Genomic DNA, 18,205 nt, shown 5'->3' with positions numbered 1-18,205 from the left:
TTTATAATAGGCTCATCATATCTAAGGAGATGAGGCTATGCCAATAAAATACCCAACTGAGTTCAAAGTCAAAGCGATCCGGCGCTATGAAAAAGGCGAATCCATTAAGGAACTCTGCAAAGAATTGAACATATCTCAGAGTACCCTCTATCATTGGAGAAAGCAGTATTGCTCCATTCAAACAGATACCCGCACTTATACTCCAGCAGAATTTGATGCTATTTCAAGGCGGCTTCGAAAAGTAGAACATGAGCTGGAAGTCATCCGTTTATCAGGTTATATTACCCGTATCCCTTTGCAGGATAAGCTGGCAACTTTGGAACACCTACATAATGAAATGGCAGATCTATACAGTGTCCATGAACTATGCGAAGCGCTGGATGTATCCCGTGGCACATTTTATAACCACATTTTCCGCCGGGTAAACCGCAGCCAGTATGAAGAGGAAAAAGCTCAGCTTATGCTGAAAATCAAACAAATATTTGATGACAGTGAGCAGCGATATGGTGCCGATAAGATTCGCTCGGTTTTAGTGAAGACTGGTATGCACGTCAGTACAAAACGCGTTTCAGCCATTATGCATGAACTCGGCTTATACAGCATCCGCACAGATGCAAAAAAGCTATACAAAGCTCAACAGCAACGCAAAAAACAAAACCTGCTAAACCGTGAATTCAATGCTGATCATCCAAATCAAATCTGGGTAAGCGATATTACTTATTTCAGAATTAAAGATTCTTGGATGTACCTTTGCGCAATCATTGACCTGTTTTCTCGTAGAGTGGTTGGGTATCGCATATCCCGTACTGCCAGTACACGGCTTGTGACAACAACTTTTCGGGACGCTTATGCCGAACGCGGAAATCCAAAAAATCTGACTTTTCATAGTGACAGAGGTGGACAGTACATTTCTGATGCACTTTCCAAACTGCTGCAACAGTTTGGGGTTAAACAATCCTTTTCCGCAACTGCCCGTCCTCATGACAATGCTGTTGCAGAAGCGTTTTTCGCAACATTTAAGAAGGAAGAAGCCTATCGGAGGGAATATACATCTGAAAAGCACTTCCGGAAAAGTGTAAATGAGTACATTCGCTTTTACAATGAAGTCCGGCCACATCAAACCCTAAAATATAAGACACCACGAGGGTTTGAGGCTGCATACGATGGCGGTTATATCGAAAAGTCGTGTTCAAATAGCGGATCTGAATAGAGAAAAGTTCTTTGCGATTTTAGCATTTCACGAAAACCCCGTGGAAATATAGAAAACGGAAAACCCTGATAAATCAAGGTTTTCCGTATAAGAAACCACCCGTGTTTCGATAAAAAAGTTCGAAACATGGGTGGCGTTCATATGGTGCCGGTGGTGGGACTCGAACCCACACGGTGTCGCCACCAACGGATTTTGAGTCCGTCACGTCTACCATTCCATCACACCGGCATTCATGTACCTGCACATTATACAAGAAGCCGCGGCAAAATTCAAGAGGAGATTTCACGAATGGATAAAAAATGAACAGACCGTTAAATAGAGGGAAATTCGGAAGAAAAGCCTACACAAAAAAGGGGAAACGTGGTATTATATATCAGTTAATTATGCGGTTTTATGCCTTGGCGGGAAAGGAGGCGGGCGGATGAAAAAAATATTGGCCGCATGGATACTGGCCTTGACGGCAATTTTGACCTGCGGCTGTGACCTGGCCCTCTCGCCGCAGGAGCTCTACTGCCTGCCGAAGCTGCCGGCGGAGTACACGGCGCTGGACAGTGAAATCAACGCGATTCTGGCGGAAGGCGCAGAATATGCCGCGCCCACCTCCGGGCGGAACATTCAGCCGGTACAGCTGGAGGACCTGGACGGCGACGGGCAGGAGGAGGCGGTGGCCTTTTTCCGCAACGCCTCCGATGAAAAGCCTCTGAAGATCTGCATTTTCTCGGCTGACGGAGAGAGCTACCGCCAGACAGCCCTCATCGAAAGCAGCGGCACCAGCATTTACAGCATTTCATACAGCGACTTGAACGCGGATGGCCATACGGAGCTCATTGTGGGCTGGCGGGTCACCACGGACCTGCTGGCGCTGGTGGTGTACACCGTGGGGAACGGCGGGGCCGTGGAGCTGCTGCGGACCAACTATGTCCGCTATGCCGTCACGAATCTGAACCAGGACCAGACCCAGGAACTGGTGGTGCTGCGGGCCGTGGACGAAAGCGGCAGCGTGGCGGATTATTACACCTGGCAAAACGGCGAGCTGCAGCTGCGCTCCTCCGCCCGCATCTCCATCACCATGGCGGAGCTGAGCCAGCAGGGACGCTTGACCAGCGGCACACTGGAGGACGACGTGCCGGCGCTGTTTGTCACCGGCGTGGAGGAGTCCGCCTGGACCATCACGGATATTTTGACCATTCGCAACGGGGACCTTATCAATGTGGCATTGTCGGACGCCACGGGCGTGTCCAGCGTGATCTCCGCCTTCCGGTCCCTGTATCCCACGGACATCAACGGCGACGGCATCACGGAGGTGCCGTGCCCTGTGAACCTGCCGGACCGCGGCAATGAGGATGCGGAGGTATACCAGCGTATCGACTGGCGCAGCTATAACAGCCAGGGCGAGCCCAGAAGCGTTTTGAGCACCTACCACGACATGGAGGACGGCTGGTACTTCCTGCTGCCGGAGGAATGGAACGGGCAGATCACCGTGGCCCGGAGCGTTTTGCCGGATGAGGCCAGTGTGACCTTTTACCGGCTGGGAGACGCACAGGCGCAGCCGTTCCTGCAAATCACCGCCATCACCGGCAGCAGCCGCGGCATCAAGGCGGTACGCGGCAGCCGCTTCACCCTCAGCCGCCAGGCAGAGACTACCTATACGGCGGAGCTGCTGGAGGGCAACAACGGATGGAGCCTGGGCATGACGGAGGACGAGGTCCGGGCGGCGTTCAATCTCATTACCAAAGAGTGGATGTACGGAGATAACTGACGGAGACAGAAAGGATGGACCATGAAAAAAGTTTTGGTTTTGGAGGATGAATCCAGCATCCGCAGCTTTATCGTCATCAACCTGCGCCGGGCGGGATACGACGTCATCGAGGCAGAAAGCGGCGAGGAAGCCTTGGATCGGCTGAAGGAGCATCCCGACACCAAGGTGGCACTGCTGGACATCATGCTGCCCGGCATTGACGGCTTTGAGGTCTGCCGCCGCATCCGGGCCACCAATACAAAGATCGGCATCATCATGCTCACCGCCCGCTCCCAGGAGATGGACAAGGTGACAGGCCTCATGACCGGCGCTGACGACTATGTGACAAAGCCCTTCTCCCCGGCGGAGCTCACCGCCCGGGTGGACGCCCTGTTCCGCCGGGCCGGCGGCGAGGAGCCGGTATCCTCCGGCGAGATCCGCCAGCCGCCCTTCCTGCTGAACACCCGCAACCGGACGCTGGAGAAAAACGGCCAGCGCATCAAGCTGACCCAGGTGGAGTACTCCATCATGAAGGTGTTTATGGAAAATCCCGGCAAGGCACTGTCCCGGGAGGAGATTTTGGACATGGTGTGGGGCCGGGATTATTTCGGTGAGCTGAAGATCGTGGATGTGAACATCCGCCGCCTGCGGCTGAAGATCGAGGACAACGTGCAGAATCCCACCTACATCACCACCGTCTGGGGCTACGGATACAAATGGGGCTTTTAAAGCGGGAATCCGCCTGGACAAAGGAGTACCGGCAGGTCTGGCAGCGGGAGCAGCGGTTTCTGGAGCGGTATGAAACGCCGGCGGAGACCGCCTTGGAGCGGAAGCTGGATGCGAAGATCCCGCCCGCCCTGCGGGAGACCATCCATGGGGCCTTCGTGAAGGCCTTTGAGGTGGTGTTCAAAAAGGGCGACACCGTTATTCGGAAGGCGGGACGGCAGGAGAGCCGGAAGCAGGATTATATGATCCGCGCGTATCTGGCGGACCGGCGGGAGAGCCGGAGAAACCTGCGCGCCTTCCGCAAAGCCGCGGCCGCGGCTGGCCGGGGGAATGTGGCCCTGTCCGGCGCCGCCGGTGTGGGCATGGGCTTTTTCGGCGTGGCGCTGCCGGATATCCCGCTGTTTACAGGATTACTGCTGAAGAGCATTTACGAAACGGCGGAGACCTTCGGCTTCCCCTGTGACGAGGAGAAAGAAAAAATATTTGCCCTGCGGCTCATCGAAACGGCCCTTTCCGGCGGAGCGGAGCTGCGGGAGGGCGACCGCCGGATCAACGAATTTTTGCAGACGGACCGCTGGCCGGACCAACCGGAGCTGGAGGCGTGCATCCGCGCCGCCGCCCGGAAGCTGTCCCAAGCGGTGGCCTACGGCAAGTTCCTGCAGAATATCCCGGTGGCCGGCGCGGCGGGCGGCGCCAAGGACGCGGTGTGCCTGCGGCGGGTGCAGCAGTACGCGGCCATCAAATATCAAAAGCGGTTCCTCATCCGCCGGCGCACCGGCGGATAAGCGGCGCGGAGGAAGGAGGCGGAGAAACGCCATGGCAGAGGAAGAACGGGGCGCCCGGGGCCGGGCGCTGCGGATACGCGGCCTGCGGCAGCGGTGGATCGTCAACAGCATCATGCCCATCCTCATTCTGTTGGGGCTGCTGGTGGCGCTGTTCTCCGCCGGCATTTCCAGCTACTACTACGGCACCATGCAGGACGGCCTGGAAAAGCAGGCCCGGGCGGAGGCCGGTGCGTTCAACGACTATTTCATGGACAACGGCTATACGGAGTATCTTCAGCGGGCCACCCAGGCCACCACGAACTTCACGGACAAGGACCGCATCGAGCTGCAGTTCATCAACAGCGCCGGCCGCGTCCAGGTATCCTCCACCTCCAGCTTGAAAACCGGCGCCAAGCCCGGCACGGATGAGATCAGCCGGGCCATCAGCCAGAAGGAATCCGCCGTGTTCCAGGGCCGGGACCCGGAGACGGGAGAGAGCATCATGGCGGTCTCGGCACCGCTGGTATACAGCGGCAAGGTGGTGGGCGTGCTGCGGCTGGTGACCTCCCTGCGGGCGGTGAACCGGCAGATCCTCATTGCCGTTGCCGCCATCTTCCTGGTGGCGGGCATCTGCATGACCATGGTCGTCATCGCGAACCTGCTGTTCATCAACAACGTGGTGGAGCCGGTGGCGGTGGTCACTGACGCGGCCAAGCGCATCTCCGCCGGCAGCTACGGTATCCAGATCGAAAACAAGTACACCGACGAGCTGGGCGAGCTGGTGGACAACATCAACGACATGTCCTTGAAGATCGGCCAGAACGAGAAAATGAAGAGTGAGTTCATCTCCTCCGTGTCCCACGAGCTGCGCACGCCCCTCACCGCCATCAACGGCTGGGGCGAGACCATTCTGGAGGACCCCATCGGCGATCCGGAGCAGCTGCGGCGGGGCATCCGCATCATCTTGAACGAATCCCGCCGCCTTTCCACCATGGTGGAGGAGCTGCTGGAGTTTTCCAAAATGGAGGACGGCCGCTTTACCCTCCGGGTGGAGCAGGTGGACCTGCAGGCGGAGTTTGAGGACGCCATCTTCACCTACCGGGAGCTGTTCCGACAGGAGGGCATCGAGCTGGAGTACAGCGCCGAGGACCAGATGCTGCCGCCCATCTCTGGCGACCCGGAGCGGCTGAAGCAGGTGTTCTGCAACGTGCTGGACAACGCCGCCAAGCACGGCGGCGCCGGCAAGCGCATCTCCGCCGCCGTCTCCCGGGAGGGGGACATGGCGGCCATCCGTGTCCGGGACTACGGCCCCGGCATCCCCGAGGCGGAGCTGCCCTACGTGAAGCAGAAATTTTACAAGGGCTCCTCCAAGGCCCGGGGAAGCGGCATCGGCCTTGCCGTGTGTGACGAGATCGTGAACCTCCACGGCGGCACCTTTGACATCGGCAACGCCGAGGGCGGCGGCGCGGTGGTCACCATCAAGCTGCCGCTGAAAGAAAATTGAACCGGGAAAAATAGAACAAATGTTTGCATATTGCAGGCAAGTGTGATATGATTTTAATGATAGAAAGGAATTCCCATGGCAGAGAATAAATCCTGCGCCTTCCGCACCAGCATCGGCGGACAGGCGCTCATTGAGGGCATCCTGATGCGGGGCCCGGAAAAGCAGGCCATTGTGGTCCGGGACCAGGACGGCAGCCTGGTGGAAAAGGTGGAGGAGCTGAAGCTCATCAAGGACCGCTATCCCATCCTGGGCTGGCCGCTGGTGCGAGGCACCGTCAACTTCCTGGACTCCATGGTCAAGGGCGTCAAGGCCCTCATGTACTCCGCGGATTTTTATCCCGACGAGGAGGCGGCCCAGCCCTCCAAATTCGAGCTGTGGCTGGAAAAGCACCTCAGCAGCAAAAAACTGGAGAGCGCGGTGGTGGCTCTGGCGGTGGTATTGGGCGTGGGAATGAGCCTCTTTTTGTTCATGGCGCTGCCCACCTTCCTCACCGGCGGCCTGACCCACTTTTTCCCCGGCTTCCCCATGTGGGGCCGGAACCTGCTGGAGGGCCTTTTGAAGATCGCCATTTTCCTGCTGTACCTCTTTTTCTGCTCCCGGCAAAAGGATATTTACCGGGTGTTCCAGTACCACGGCGCCGAGCACAAAACCATTTTCTGCTATGAGGCGGGCCTGCCCTTGACGGTGGAGAATGTCCGGGTGCAGCCCCGGCACCATCCCCGCTGCGGCACAAGCTTTTTGTTCGTGGTCATCTTCGTGTCCATCCTCATCTCCAGCGTGGTGTTCGGCATCTGGCCCATCACCAATGCCCTGCTGCGGACAGCGGTCCACCTGCTGCTGCTTCCCCTGGTGGTGGGCATCACCTATGAGTTCAACCGCTGGGTGGGCCGCCATGTGCAGGACAGCGGTCTTGCCAGAGTCCTGACGGCTCCCGGCATGTGGATGCAGAACTTCACCACCAACGAGCCGGACGACAGCATGATCGAAGTCGCTATCCGCTCCCTGGAGCTGGTGCTGCCCAGTGAGAAGGGGAAGGACGAGTGGTAAGCCCCAAAAACTGATTGCGGAGTGTACTATGGCCATCACATATAACAATTTGTATTTGGATATTCGCCAGCAGCTGCGGCAGGCCGGCATTGAGGAAGCCTCCCTGGAGGCCCGGGAGCTGGTATGCTTCGGCACCGGCAAGAGCCGGGAGCAGCTCCAGCGGGACGGTGGGCTGTACGCCTCCCCGGAGCTGGAGAGCCGGGTCCGGGACCTGGTGGCCCGCCATCTGGCGGGAGAGCCGGTGGCCTATCTCATCGGCGAGTGGGAGTTTTACGGCCTGCCGCTGGACATCTCCCCCGACGTGCTCATCCCCCGGCCCGACACGGAGGTTCTGGCGGGACAGGCCATTGAATACATCAAGACGTTGGGAGAGTGCCGGGTGCTGGACCTGTGCGCCGGCAGCGGCTGCATCGGCCTGGCGGCGGCGTCCCAGGCGCCCAAGGCCCGGGTGGTGCTGGGAGAGTGGTCCGACGGCGCGCTGAAGATCTGCCGCCAGAACATCCGCCGCAACGGCTTGACCGCCAGGGTGGTGCCCATGCAGGTCAACGCCCTGGAAAAGCCGGACCGGTCCCTGGGGGAGTTCCAGTGCATCGTCTCCAACCCGCCCTACATCCCCGCCGGGGATATTGCGGGGCTGGATGTGTCCGTGAAGGACTACGAGCCCCACATGGCCCTGGACGGCGGCGAGGACGGCCTGGACTTCTACCGGGCCATTTCCGAAAAGTGGAAGGAGGCCCTGGTCCCCGGCGGCCGGCTGTATTTTGAGGTCGGCATCGGCCAGGCGGACGAGGTGCTGCGCATCATGCGCTCCCAGGGCTTCGGCGACATCCAGATCGTCAAGGACCTTCACGATATCCCCCGGGTGGTTTACGGGACACTGTGCACGGAGATTTGAGATGGACGCGCTGGTAGGACTGTGGATGTATATGGAAGCGACTGGAAGTCCCAGAGCGCTTCTGCTGCTTCTGCTGTGGCTGGCGCTGCTGGCGGCGGACTGGGGACTGATGGTCCGGGGTGTTCACCGAAAAAACCGGAAATTACGCGGTACAGCCTATGGACTGACGGCACTGTCGCTGTTGCTGGCCTGGAAAACCGCTTGGTATTTTGACGCCGTCCTCGGCGGACCTTCGGACTACGCCCTCTGGGACCCGGCGTGGGACCAATTGCCTGCCCTGCTGGCGACTGCCGTGTACGGCATCATGCTTTTCGGCTTCCTTTGCTGGGGCTTTTATCAAAGGACAAGAGAATTGACGGAAGAAACCGATATAGATTGATATATAGATTTAGGAGGAAACACATATGGCAAAAGACAAAGCGCCCCTGCCCACCGCGGCACCCGCCAGTGATAAAAAGAAAGCAATCGACACCGCCATGGCCCAGATCGAGAAAATGTACGGCAAGGGCTCCATCATGCGCTTCGGCGACCAGACGAACCTGAATGTGGATTTCATTCCTACCGGCTCCCTGGCCCTGGACGTGGCTTTGGGCATCGGCGGATTGCCCAAGGGCCGCATCGTGGAGATCTACGGACCGGAGTCCTCCGGTAAGACCACCCTGGCCCTCCATGTGGTGGCGGAGGCTCAGAAGCGGGGCGGCGAGGTGGCCTTTGTGGACGCTGAGCACGCTCTGGACCCCACGTACGCCCGGGCTTTGGGCGTCAATGTGGAGGATATGCTCATCTCCCAGCCGGACACCGGCGAGCAGGCCCTGGAGATCACCGAGGCTCTGGTCCGCTCCGGCGCCATTGACGTCATCGTGGTGGACTCCGTTGCCGCCCTGGTGCCCCGGGCGGAGATCGAGGGTGAGATGGGCGACAGCTATGTGGGCCTCCAGGCACGGCTGATGAGCCAGGCCCTGCGCAAGCTCACCGGCGCCATCGGCAAGACCAACACCATCGTTATTTTCATCAACCAGCTGCGGGAAAAGGTGGGCGTCATGTACGGCAACCCCGAGGTCACTACCGGCGGCCGGGCCTTGAAGTTCTACGCCTCCGTCCGCATCGATGTGCGCCGTATCGAAGCGCTGAAAAACGGCAGCGAGATCATCGGCAACCGTACCCGGGCCAAGGTGGTGAAAAACAAGGTGGCGCCCCCCTTCCGGGAGGCGGAGTTCGACATCATGTACGGCGAGGGCATTGCCCGCACCGGCGAGCTCATTGACCTGGGTGTGAAGCTGGACCTGGTCCAGAAGTCCGGCTCCTGGTTCTCCATGGGGGAGGTCCGCATCGGCCAGGGCCGGGACGCCGCCAAGAAGTACCTCCAGGACAATCCGGAGATCGCCGCCAAGCTGGAAGCGGATATCCGCAAGAATTTTGACAAGCTGATGACCGGCCAGTCCCGGGTGGCCGCCAAGGCCGCCGGCCGTGCCGTGGATGTGAGTGCCGACGATTTCGACGATGCGGATTGAGCGCATCGAGGCATCCAAGCATAAACGGGGCCGGGTGCTGGTGTTTCTGGAGGACGGCGCCTGCTTGAAGATCACGGAGCAGGAGCTGCTGGACTTCGGCCTGCGGGCAGGGGACCGGCTGGATGAGACTGCCCTTGCCCACTTGAAGGAGGCCGCCGGTGTGTCCAATGTGAAGGCCGCGGCGGCGGACCTCATCGGCAAGCGGGCCATGAGCCGCGCCGTGTTGGAAAAAAAGCTGAAAGAAAAGGGCGCCAGCGAGGCGGAGGCCCGCTACGCCGCCGAATGGCTGGAGGCCATCGGCGCCATCAACGACGCCGAGTACGCCGCCTTGCTGGCCCAGCACTGTGCCCGCCAGGGCTACGGCCCCGCTCGGGTCCGGGAAAAGCTCTACGAAAAGGGCGTTCCCCGGGAGCTGTGGGACGACGCCCTGGACACTCTGCCGGACAGCGCGGAGGCGGTGGACCGCTTTTTGGCGGGCAAGCTTCACGGCCGAGCGCCGGAGGAAAAGGAGAAAAAGCGCTTGACGGACGCCCTGCTGCGCCGCGGCTTTTCCTGGGGCGATGTGAAAGCCGCCTGGGCGCGGCTGGGGGAGGAGACCTGGGAGGATTGACCCCAGACCTCCCCGGCGAAGTCCGCACCGAAGCGCAGACCCGCCCGGAAGGATTCCAGAGCTTCCCACTGCCGCATCTGATAGCTGAGCTCGTCATAGCGCCGGAAAAAGTCTTTGCCCAGGGCGCGTTCAATTTGCGCCTCCATCCCGCAGAGGGTGTCCATGCCGGCCCTGTATGATGCGTCTTCCGGCGGAGCAAGGTGCTCGGTGCAGAAAAAGTGCAGGTCATCGAGAAATTGGTTCATAGTGGTCCTCCAATATCCATACAAAATTCAGATTAAATCTGATTTTATAATATCAGATTTAATCTGAAAAATCAAGAGGTTTCTATGCTGCATTTAGAAATATTTGGCGAACGCTTGCGAAAATTGCGGAAAGAACATAATATGGTGCTGGCAGATGTAGCGAAGCTGCTGGGAACCAGTAATACACAAATTGGAGACATGGAAAATGGAAAGTCCGGGACCAGTCTGGCACGGCTGGTCACCCTGGCCGAATACTTCCATGTCTCCACGGACTACCTGCTGGGCATCACCGATGACCCCACCTGGCGGGGCGGACCACTTGAATAAACGGAGGAAACCACTTTGAGCTATAACGTGTCATTCATTTCCCTGGGCTGTGCCAAAAACCAGGTGAACTGCGAGCAGATGATGGCCGCGGTCCAGGCCGCCGGCCACAGCATCCAAATCGACCCGGAGGGGGCCGACGTGGTGGTGGTAAACACCTGCGGCTTCCTGGCCTCCGCCTGCGAGGAGGCCATCGACAACATCCTGGAGATGGCCCAGCTGAAAAAGGACGGCAAGGTGAAAAAGCTCCTGGTCACCGGCTGCATGGCCCAGCGGTACAAGGAGGATGTTTTGAAGGAGCTGCCGGAGGTGGACGGCGTCCTGGGCACCGGCAGCTACGGCGACATTGCCCAGGCCATTGACGAGGTGATGGCCAAGGGCCTGCGCCCCTGCCACATCGGCAACATCCACACCGCCAACCAAAGCGGTGAGCGCATTTTGTCCACGCCCCCCTGGTACGCTTACCTGCGCATCGCCGAGGGCTGCGACAACCACTGCGCCTACTGCATCATCCCGTCCCTCCGGGGCAAATTCCGCAGCCGTCCCATGGACGAGCTGCTGGACGAGGCGGCGGAGCTGGCCTCCGCCGGCGTGCAGGAGCTGCTGGTCATTGCCCAGGACATCACCCGTTACGGTACGGATCTCAACGGCGAGCACCAGCTGGCAAAGCTCCTGCGGGAGCTGTGTAAGCTGGACTTCCACTGGATCCGCCTCCACTACCTCTATCCCGACGAGATCACCGACGAGCTCATCGACACCATCGCGGCGGAGCCCAAGATCCTGCCCTATCTGGATATTCCCATCCAGCATTGCAATGACACCATTTTGAAGGCCATGAACCGCCGGGATACCAAGGCCAGCCTCACAGCCATGCTGACGAAGCTCCGGGCGCGTATTCCCGGCCTGGTGCTGCGGACCAGCATCATCTCCGGCCTGCCCTATGAGGATGAGGCGGCCTTTGAGGAGCTGTGCCAGTTCCTGCGGGAGATGAAGATCGAGCGGGCCGGCGTCTTTCCCTTCTCTCCCGAGGAGGGCACCCGCGCCGCCCAGATGGACCACGTGGACACGGAGGAGGCCCGCCGCCGGGCGGAGCTGCTGGTGGACGTGCAGTCCGACATTATCGACGCCTACAACGAATCCCTCCTGGGCGAGACCCGGGAGGTCCTGTGCGAGGGCTTTGACGGACAGGCCCAGATGTTCTTTGGCCGCAGCTACGCGGAATCTCCGGACATTGACGGCCGCATTTACTTCACCGCCGACGATGAAGTGGCTCCCGGCTCGTTCGTGGAGGTCCGCCTCACCGGCACCATGGACGGCGAGCTGACCGGCGAGATGGTTTGAGACGGCGGAGCCGCGGAAAGGACAAAACAATGAATTTGCCTAATAAATTAACTCTTTTGCGCATTATATTGATTCCTGCGTTTATGGTGGTGCTGTATTGGGGCTTTCCCGGCGCCTCCTGGGTGGCCCTGGCCATCTTTATCATTGCCAGCTTGACGGACATGCTGGACGGCAAGATCGCCCGGAAGTACAACCTGGTGACGGACTTCGGCAAGTTCGCCGACCCCCTGGCGGACAAGATGCTGGTGACCGCCGCCATGCTGTGGTTCGTGGAGATCGGCCAGATGCCCGCCTGGGCGCTGCTCATTGTCATCTGCCGGGAGTTTGCCGTCAGCGGCCTTCGGATGATCGCCGCCGACAAGGGCCGGGTCATCGCCGCCGGCTGGTCCGGCAAGGTGAAAACCGCCGCCACCATGGTGTGCGTGGTGCTGATGTTCCTGCCCATCCCCGCCGTGGTGAACACCCTCTGCGTCTGGGTCATCACGCTGACCACCCTCTACTCCGGCGTGGAGTATTTCATGAAGAATAAGGACGTTATTCAGTCCGCGTGAGCAAACGTGGAAAGGAAGGGTAACGGATGTTTCGTGAAATGCGCAGAAAAATGCAGGCGCTGACCGCTGAGGAGACCGCGGAGATTCTCAAGCGCAACACCTCCGGCGTGCTGTCGCTCAACGGTGATGATGGATATCCATACGGAGTGCCGCTGAGCTATGTATATCTGGATTCCAAGCTCTATTTCCACTGTGCCGGGGCAGGCCATAAGCTGGACAGCATTTTGAAGGATGACAAGGTCTCCTTCTGCGTCATTGACCAGGACCAGGTGGTGGGCGAGGAGTATACCACGTATTTTAGGAGCGTGATTGCCTTTGGCCGGGCCAGAGTTCTGGAGGGTGCGGAGAAGCTGCGGCCTCTGGTGGAGCTGTGCGAAAAATACTATCCCGGTCATTTGGAGCAAACCCGTCAAAAGGCGGAGCATGCTCTGAAGAATGTCAGTATCGTGGAAGTTACCATTGAGCATATGACGGGCAAGACCGCCATGGAGCTGGTGAAAAAATAATGGCAAGAACAGCCGCCGGCTACACCGGCGGCTGTTCCTCTGCCCAGCGGCCGGAAAAGCGGGCCGGGTCCATGCCCCATGCCTGTACCACCTCCAGCAGAGGAGAAGCCGCCAGATCCGCCACCGTCACCAGCCGTCCGCCGTCGCTGTCCAGGTCAAAGCCCTGGGCAAACCAGGCGTACCAGGGCAGGTACGCGCACTGAACGGAGGACAGCGGCGGCTGCGCGGCCTTTTCCCCCAAAAGTCCGCTGGAAAACCCGTAGGGCACATCCCGCAGGTCCCGGAGCGCCAGCTCCACTGCCGCTGTCCGCTGCTCCGGGGAGGCGGATTTGACCCGCAGCACCAGCAAGGTGGGATAGGTGCGCCAGCTGTCCAGAGGCGCAAGGCCGCTGGGTACGCCCGGCATGGCGGCCTCCAGCACGGTCTCACTGTCGATGACCAGAGCGGCGTGGCCGTGGCGCCAGCCCAGCGTGTGGGTGGAGAAGGTGATGAGCAGGTCTCCCGGCTCCAAGGGCGCCAGTGGGACGGCGGCGGAGCGTTCCTCACAGGTGACGCGGAAGGGGAGAAGTGCCCGGCAGGTCGCCTCCGGCGGAGTATGCAGGGCCTGCTGGCAGGAGAGGATCTCTTCTGCCCGTCCCTGTGACAGCAGCTGTTGGACCGCCAGGGGAGAAAGGCCGCTCTCCGCCGTGAGGAGGCCGTACGTCTCCTCGGACAGCGTGCCGCTGTCCAAAAGCGGACCAAGCGCAGCGGAGGGTCCCCCACAGGCGTAAGGAGGATGCCGGTGGGCCCAGGCGGTCTGGAGCAGCCAGACCAGCAGAAGCGCAAGGCAGAAACAGCGGAAAAAGCGCCGCAGGCAGACCAGGAGGACCCCTCCTTTACAGAAGAATACCGATAGTCTGCCCGCCGCGAAAGCAGGGCTATCTAAAATCTGGTGTTGTTTTCGGGGAAATTTTTCAAATACACAAGAAAGAAAATAGTGTGGCTGCAAGTCCGAACAATGAGCTGATGATATTCCAGTGAGAGTCCCGTCTAACGATGGAGCACCGGGCATCTGTGGCCCGTCCTATGGGCCTTTAGACCACAGACACGGGAATTATCGTCAGCCAAAAACCAAAACAGAGATTTGTTCAGAGGGATATTCTATCAACACCAAATCTTACAACAGTTGGGATATGTTTCTGACCCTCCATCCACACCAGATTTAATATAGCCGAAAGCAGTTCAGTCTTGACACACCGGACAATTCCTGCTAATATACTATGGTAATCCAAACTGCGCGAGGAACGGAAAGAGTAACAGCTCGACCAAAGGACAGAGAGGGCGCGCCACCGGCTGTAAGCGTGCCCACGGAGGAAGCTGCGAAGTGCATCCGGGAGCGCGGGGCGTAATGGCCCCCGGTGTGGCCGCCGTTATCGGGCTGTCCGGCTGTCTGGCCGGCATGAGCGAATGCAAGAGTGGAACCGCGTAATTGTACGCCTCTTGTGCCCTGGTGGGCGCGGGAGGCGTTTTTGTTTTGCCGATGGAGGACCCTGTATGAGAACTGGTATGATGACTCACTATGACAGCTGCCGATGTTGCCTGTGACGGGCAGCCGTCCCGCTCCGGCAAAATCTTGATTTTGTGAAAAAGGAGCAACCCAATATGACAAAGCGCGTTACCCGTTTGGGCGGCCTGCTGGCCGCTTACCAGCGCCGCGACCCCGCGGCCCGCAGCAAGCTGGAGATCTTTTTGCTGTACCCCGGCGTCCACGCCGTTATTTACCATCGCCTGGCCCATTGGATGTACCGCCACCGCTGGTTTTTCCTGGCCCGGTGCGTCTCCCAGTGGAACCGCTTCTGGACCGGCATCGAGATCCACCCCGGCGCCACCATCGGCCACCGCCTGGTCATTGACCACGGCATGGGCATCGTCATCGGCGAGACCGCTGAGATCGGCGATGACTGCCTGCTGTACCAGGGCGTGACCCTGGGCGGAACCGGCAAGGATAAGGGCAAGCGCCACCCTACCCTGGGCAATAACGTGCTGGTGGGCTCCGGCGCCAAGGTGCTGGGTCCCTTCACCGTGGGAGACAACGCCCGCATCGCCGCCGGCGCCGTGGTCCTCAGCGAGGTCCCGGCCAACGCCACCGCCGTGGGCGTGCCGGCCCGCATTGTCCGCATGGCCGGAAAGCCCGTGTACTACGCCGACGATGTGGACCAGATCAACATGGAAGACCCGGTGCGCCAGGAGATCAACAGCCTGGCGGAGCGCATCGGGGAGCTGGAGCGTCAACTGAACGAACAAAAGCATACGAAAGAGAGGACTGCCTGATATGTATCTTTACAACTCCGCCACCCACAAAAAAGAGGAATTCAAGACCCATACCCCCGGCCATGTGGAGATGTACACCTGCGGCCCCACGGTGTATCACTTCGCCCACATCGGCAACCTGCGCTCCTATATCATGGAGGACGTGCTGGAAAAGTACCTGCGCTACGCCGGCTATGACGTGAACCGCGTCATGAACATCACCGACGTGGGCCACTTGACCTCCGACGCTGACGAGGGCGAGGATAAGATGCTCAAGGGCGCCAAGCGGGAGCACAAGTCGGTCATGGAGATCGCCCAGTTCTATACGGACGCCTTCTTTGAGGACTGCCGGAAGCTGAACATCAAGCGTCCCGACGTGGTCCAGCCCGCCACGGGCCTCATTGACGATTTCATCAAGATCGTGCAGAAGCTGCAGGACACCGGCTACGCCTACTTCGCCGGCGGCAACGTGTATTTCGACACCTCCAAGCTGGGCCGCTACTATGTGTTCAACGACCACGACGAGGAGGACTTGGCCGTGGGCGTCCGGGAGGGCGTGGAAGAAGACACCAACAAGCGCAATAAAAACGACTTTGTCCTGTGGTTCACCAAGTCCAAGTTCGAGGACCAGGCCTTGAAGTGGGATTCTCCCTGGGGCGTGGGCTATCCCGGCTGGCATATCGAGTGCTCCGGTATTTCCCTAAAGTATAACGGCGAATATCTGGACCTCCACTGCGGCGGTGTGGACAACGCCTTCCCCCACCACACCAACGAGATCGCCCAGTCGGAGAGCTATCTGGGCCATCCCTGGTGCCCCCAGTGGTTCCACGTGCACCATCTGAACACCACCACCGGCAAGATGTCCAAGTCCAAGGGTGAGTTTTTGACGGTGTCCCTGCTGGAGGAGAAGGGCTATGACCCCCTGGCCTATCGGTTCTTCTGCCTCCAGAGCCACTACCGAAAGGCGCTGGTGTTCTCCTGGGAGAACCTGGACAACGCCCAGGGCGCCTACAATAAACTGCTGAAGAAGATCGCCGCGCTGTCCCCCGAGGGCCAGGTGGACGAGGCTGTGTTCCAGGAATACAAGGAGAAATTCACCCAGCAGTTGGGCAACGATCTGAACACCTCCATGGGCGTCACCGCCCTGTACGACGTGTTGAAGGCAAAAACCAACGACGCCACCAAGCTGGCCATTCTGGACAGCTTCGACCAGGTGCTGAGCTTGAGCCTGCTTGCCAAGGCGGCGGAGCTGCGGGAGAAGGCGGCGTCCCAGACGGCCTCCAGCGCCCAGGGTGGCTACACCGTTACCGGCGAGGGCGACCCTGCCATCGACGCGCTGGTCATGCAGCGCTACGAGGCCAAGAAGGCCAAAAACTTCGCGGAGGCCGACCGCATCCGTGACGAGCTGAAGGCCCAGGGCATCGAGATCGTGGACGCCAAGGACGGCGCTTCCTGGAAGCGGGTATAACGTAAAAAACGAGAAGCGGGATGGCAAAGCCATCCCGCTTCTTCTTGACAGAAATTGCAAAACAGGGTACTATAAAAGTCGAACCAGACAATATACTGGCGGATTTTCGGGAAAGGACGGAGCGCCCATGGAACTGACCCGGGCAGTGGGGGAGAATATCAAGCGCATCCGCAAAAGCAAAAAGCTCAGCATGGAGCGGCTGGCGGCGGAGTCCGGCGTGTCCCGCAGCATGCTGGGGCAGATCGAGCGGGGAGAGGCCAACCCCTCTGTGGCCATCCTGGGCAAGCTGGCGGCGGCGCTGAAGGTGCCGGCGGAGGTGCTGCTGGAAAACGACGATTTCCAGACCCTGCAGCTGGTGCGGGAGCTGGACACCAAGCCGGTGCGGATGGACGGCGGCAAGGCGGTGCTGCGGCCCTCTTTCCCTTATGACGATACCACCCGGCAGGAGAATTATTTCCTGGACCTGTACATCAGTGCCCGGTATGCGCCGGAGCCCTCGGTGCCCGGCTGCGTGTGCCACGCCACGGTCCTCTCCGGCACCGTCAGTCTGACGGCGGAAGGGGAGCCCTTCCAGCTGCTGGAGCGGGACGCCCTGCGGTTCGCGGCGGACCGGCCCTATGCGTTTACCAACATGACCAATTCCACGGCCCGGCTGCTGCTGAGCTACCGCTATTTGAAATAAGGAAGTGTTTCCCATGCGTATCCGAACTGCCTCCATGGCGGACCTGGCCGCTGTTGCGGCGGTGGAGGGCGCCTGCTTTCCCGCCGCCGAGGCTGCCACAGAAAAAGACTTTGCCGCCCGCCTCGCGGTGTATCCCAACCACTTCTGGCTGCTGGAGGAGGATGACGGCACCCTGGTGAGCTTTGTCAACGGCCTGGTGACGGACGAGCCCCTCCTCCGGGACGAGATGTACGCCGACGCCTCCCTCCACAACGAGCACGGCGTCTGGCAGATGGTCTTCGGTGTCAACACCCTGCCCCAGTACCGCAGGCGGGGGCTGGCCGGCCAGGTGCTGGAGCGGGTCATCGCCGACGCCCGCGCCCAGGGACGGAAGGGCTGCGTCCTTACCTGCAAGGACAAGCTCATTCATTACTATGAAAAATTCGGCTTTCAAAATGAGGGCGTGTCTGCTTCCACCCATGGCGGCGTGGTGTGGTACGGCATGCGCTTGACCTTTTGAGAAAGCGGGGCGGACCATGAGCGGACAGAAAAAGGACAGCCCGGCCGGAGGGCTGGGCATCCTGGCGGCGGTGGGTTGGCTTTGTGTCAAGGAGCTGAGGCGGGTGGACGCCCGCTTGAAGAAAAAGGCGGACGCCAAACGGAAAGAAACGTAAAACATTCCCCGGCCAGATGGCCGGGGAATGTCAGGCTGTCGAAAAAGTCCAGCATAGCTGGGCTTTATCGCATTTATATGGTAAAATAAGCATGGGTGATGAAAGATGCTGGAACGAGGGAAACTGGATCGCGGAATCGTA

20 protein-coding genes and 1 tRNA gene are annotated in these 18,205 nt (G+C 59.8%); 19 read left to right on the top strand and 2 right to left on the bottom strand.

Features of this window, described 5'->3' with window-relative positions; genetic code table 11:
* The first annotated feature begins 37 nt into the window (after nucleotides 1–37).
* Nucleotides 38–1,210, top strand: coding sequence for an IS3 family transposase (locus ACTQ4R_RS03940; RefSeq protein WP_441626069.1), 1,173 nt, complete (start codon nucleotides 38–40; stop codon nucleotides 1,208–1,210).
* 142 nt (nucleotides 1,211–1,352) lie between these two features.
* Here ACTQ4R_RS03940 and ACTQ4R_RS03935 read toward each other — a convergent pair.
* Nucleotides 1,353–1,438 (bottom strand) — tRNA-Leu (locus ACTQ4R_RS03935).
* A gap of 193 nt (nucleotides 1,439–1,631) precedes the next feature.
* On the opposite strand from ACTQ4R_RS03935, the gene ACTQ4R_RS03930 reads away from it, so the two are divergent.
* The 13 genes from ACTQ4R_RS03930 (at nucleotide 1,632) to ACTQ4R_RS03870 (ending at nucleotide 12,972) form a co-directional block, all read left to right on the top strand.
* Entirely contained in the window at nucleotides 1,632–2,969 is a 1,338-nt protein-coding gene (locus ACTQ4R_RS03930; RefSeq protein ID WP_441626067.1) for an FG-GAP repeat domain-containing protein, read from the top strand.
* A 21-nt stretch (nucleotides 2,970–2,990) separates the two neighbouring features.
* Complete coding sequence (locus tag ACTQ4R_RS03925; protein WP_441626065.1) at nucleotides 2,991–3,677, top strand: response regulator transcription factor; 687 nt, start codon at nucleotides 2,991–2,993, stop codon at nucleotides 3,675–3,677.
* Nucleotides 3,665–4,459, top strand: a complete 795-nt coding sequence (locus ACTQ4R_RS03920) for an EcsC family protein (RefSeq protein ID WP_441626063.1) — start codon at nucleotides 3,665–3,667, stop codon at nucleotides 4,457–4,459. The genes ACTQ4R_RS03925 and ACTQ4R_RS03920 overlap by 13 nt, the downstream gene beginning before the upstream one ends.
* Before the next feature lie 31 nt (nucleotides 4,460–4,490).
* Nucleotides 4,491–5,942 (top strand): ATP-binding protein, encoded by a 1,452-nt coding sequence (locus ACTQ4R_RS03915; protein ID WP_441626061.1) that lies wholly within the window; start codon nucleotides 4,491–4,493, stop codon nucleotides 5,940–5,942.
* A 75-nt stretch (nucleotides 5,943–6,017) separates the two neighbouring features.
* Nucleotides 6,018–6,989: a DUF1385 domain-containing protein gene (locus ACTQ4R_RS03910; RefSeq protein ID WP_441626059.1), complete on the top strand. Its 972-nt coding sequence runs from the start codon at nucleotides 6,018–6,020 to the stop codon at nucleotides 6,987–6,989.
* Between the two features lie 28 nt (nucleotides 6,990–7,017).
* Nucleotides 7,018–7,884 carry a peptide chain release factor N(5)-glutamine methyltransferase gene (gene prmC / locus ACTQ4R_RS03905; RefSeq protein WP_441626057.1) on the top strand — a complete coding sequence of 289 codons (867 nt, stop codon included), beginning with the start codon at nucleotides 7,018–7,020 and terminating at the stop codon, nucleotides 7,882–7,884.
* A gap of 1 nt (nucleotide 7,885) precedes the next feature.
* On the top strand, nucleotides 7,886–8,263 hold the full coding sequence (locus ACTQ4R_RS03900; RefSeq protein ID WP_441626055.1) for a hypothetical protein: 378 nt from the start codon (nucleotides 7,886–7,888) through the stop codon (nucleotides 8,261–8,263).
* A gap of 25 nt (nucleotides 8,264–8,288) precedes the next feature.
* Entirely contained in the window at nucleotides 8,289–9,395 is a 1,107-nt protein-coding gene (gene recA / locus ACTQ4R_RS03895; protein WP_441626053.1) for a recombinase RecA, read from the top strand.
* Nucleotides 9,385–10,005 (top strand): regulatory protein RecX, encoded by a 621-nt coding sequence (locus ACTQ4R_RS03890; RefSeq protein WP_441626051.1) that lies wholly within the window; start codon nucleotides 9,385–9,387, stop codon nucleotides 10,003–10,005. The genes recA and ACTQ4R_RS03890 overlap by 11 nt, the downstream gene beginning before the upstream one ends.
* A gap of 329 nt (nucleotides 10,006–10,334) precedes the next feature.
* Complete coding sequence (locus ACTQ4R_RS03885) at nucleotides 10,335–10,577, top strand: helix-turn-helix domain-containing protein (RefSeq protein WP_441626049.1); 243 nt, start codon at nucleotides 10,335–10,337, stop codon at nucleotides 10,575–10,577.
* 15 nt (nucleotides 10,578–10,592) lie between these two features.
* Complete coding sequence (rimO, locus tag ACTQ4R_RS03880; RefSeq protein WP_441626047.1) at nucleotides 10,593–11,915, top strand: 30S ribosomal protein S12 methylthiotransferase RimO; 1,323 nt, start codon at nucleotides 10,593–10,595, stop codon at nucleotides 11,913–11,915.
* A 29-nt stretch (nucleotides 11,916–11,944) separates the two neighbouring features.
* Nucleotides 11,945–12,466 carry a CDP-diacylglycerol--glycerol-3-phosphate 3-phosphatidyltransferase gene (gene pgsA, locus ACTQ4R_RS03875; protein ID WP_441626045.1) on the top strand — a complete coding sequence of 174 codons (522 nt, stop codon included), beginning with the start codon at nucleotides 11,945–11,947 and terminating at the stop codon, nucleotides 12,464–12,466.
* A 26-nt stretch (nucleotides 12,467–12,492) separates the two neighbouring features.
* A complete protein-coding gene (locus ACTQ4R_RS03870; protein WP_441626043.1) occupies nucleotides 12,493–12,972 on the top strand; it encodes a pyridoxamine 5'-phosphate oxidase family protein in 480 nt (159 codons plus the stop codon).
* Nucleotides 12,973–12,991: 19 nt separating this feature from the next.
* Here the strand turns inward: ACTQ4R_RS03870 and ACTQ4R_RS03865 are convergent, their stop codons facing one another.
* Nucleotides 12,992–13,702, bottom strand: a complete 711-nt coding sequence (locus ACTQ4R_RS03865; RefSeq protein ID WP_441626041.1) for a hypothetical protein — start codon at nucleotides 13,700–13,702, stop codon at nucleotides 12,992–12,994.
* Between the two features lie 911 nt (nucleotides 13,703–14,613).
* Here ACTQ4R_RS03865 and epsC point away from each other — a divergent pair.
* From epsC to ACTQ4R_RS03840, 5 genes are all read left to right on the top strand, one after another.
* On the top strand, nucleotides 14,614–15,282 hold the full coding sequence (epsC, locus tag ACTQ4R_RS03860) for a serine O-acetyltransferase EpsC (protein ID WP_441626039.1): 669 nt from the start codon (nucleotides 14,614–14,616) through the stop codon (nucleotides 15,280–15,282).
* Nucleotide 15,283: 1 nt separating this feature from the next.
* Nucleotides 15,284–16,729 (top strand): cysteine--tRNA ligase, encoded by a 1,446-nt coding sequence (cysS, locus tag ACTQ4R_RS03855; protein WP_441626037.1) that lies wholly within the window; start codon nucleotides 15,284–15,286, stop codon nucleotides 16,727–16,729.
* Between the two features lie 127 nt (nucleotides 16,730–16,856).
* Nucleotides 16,857–17,411 carry a helix-turn-helix domain-containing protein gene (locus ACTQ4R_RS03850; protein ID WP_441626035.1) on the top strand — a complete coding sequence of 185 codons (555 nt, stop codon included), beginning with the start codon at nucleotides 16,857–16,859 and terminating at the stop codon, nucleotides 17,409–17,411.
* Nucleotides 17,412–17,424: 13 nt separating this feature from the next.
* Complete coding sequence (locus tag ACTQ4R_RS03845) at nucleotides 17,425–17,910, top strand: GNAT family N-acetyltransferase (RefSeq protein ID WP_441626033.1); 486 nt, start codon at nucleotides 17,425–17,427, stop codon at nucleotides 17,908–17,910.
* 16 nt (nucleotides 17,911–17,926) lie between these two features.
* Nucleotides 17,927–18,064: a hypothetical protein gene (locus ACTQ4R_RS03840; protein ID WP_441626031.1), complete on the top strand. Its 138-nt coding sequence runs from the start codon at nucleotides 17,927–17,929 to the stop codon at nucleotides 18,062–18,064.
* The last annotated feature ends 141 nt before the right edge of the window (nucleotides 18,065–18,205 follow it).

The organism is Dysosmobacter sp. Sow4_B12, assembly GCF_052116665.1.
Lineage (GTDB): Bacteria > Bacillota > Clostridia > Oscillospirales > Oscillospiraceae > Oscillibacter.
The sequence above is the reverse complement of the archived record's forward strand: the minus strand, read 5'-3'. Positions and strand labels throughout refer to the sequence as shown.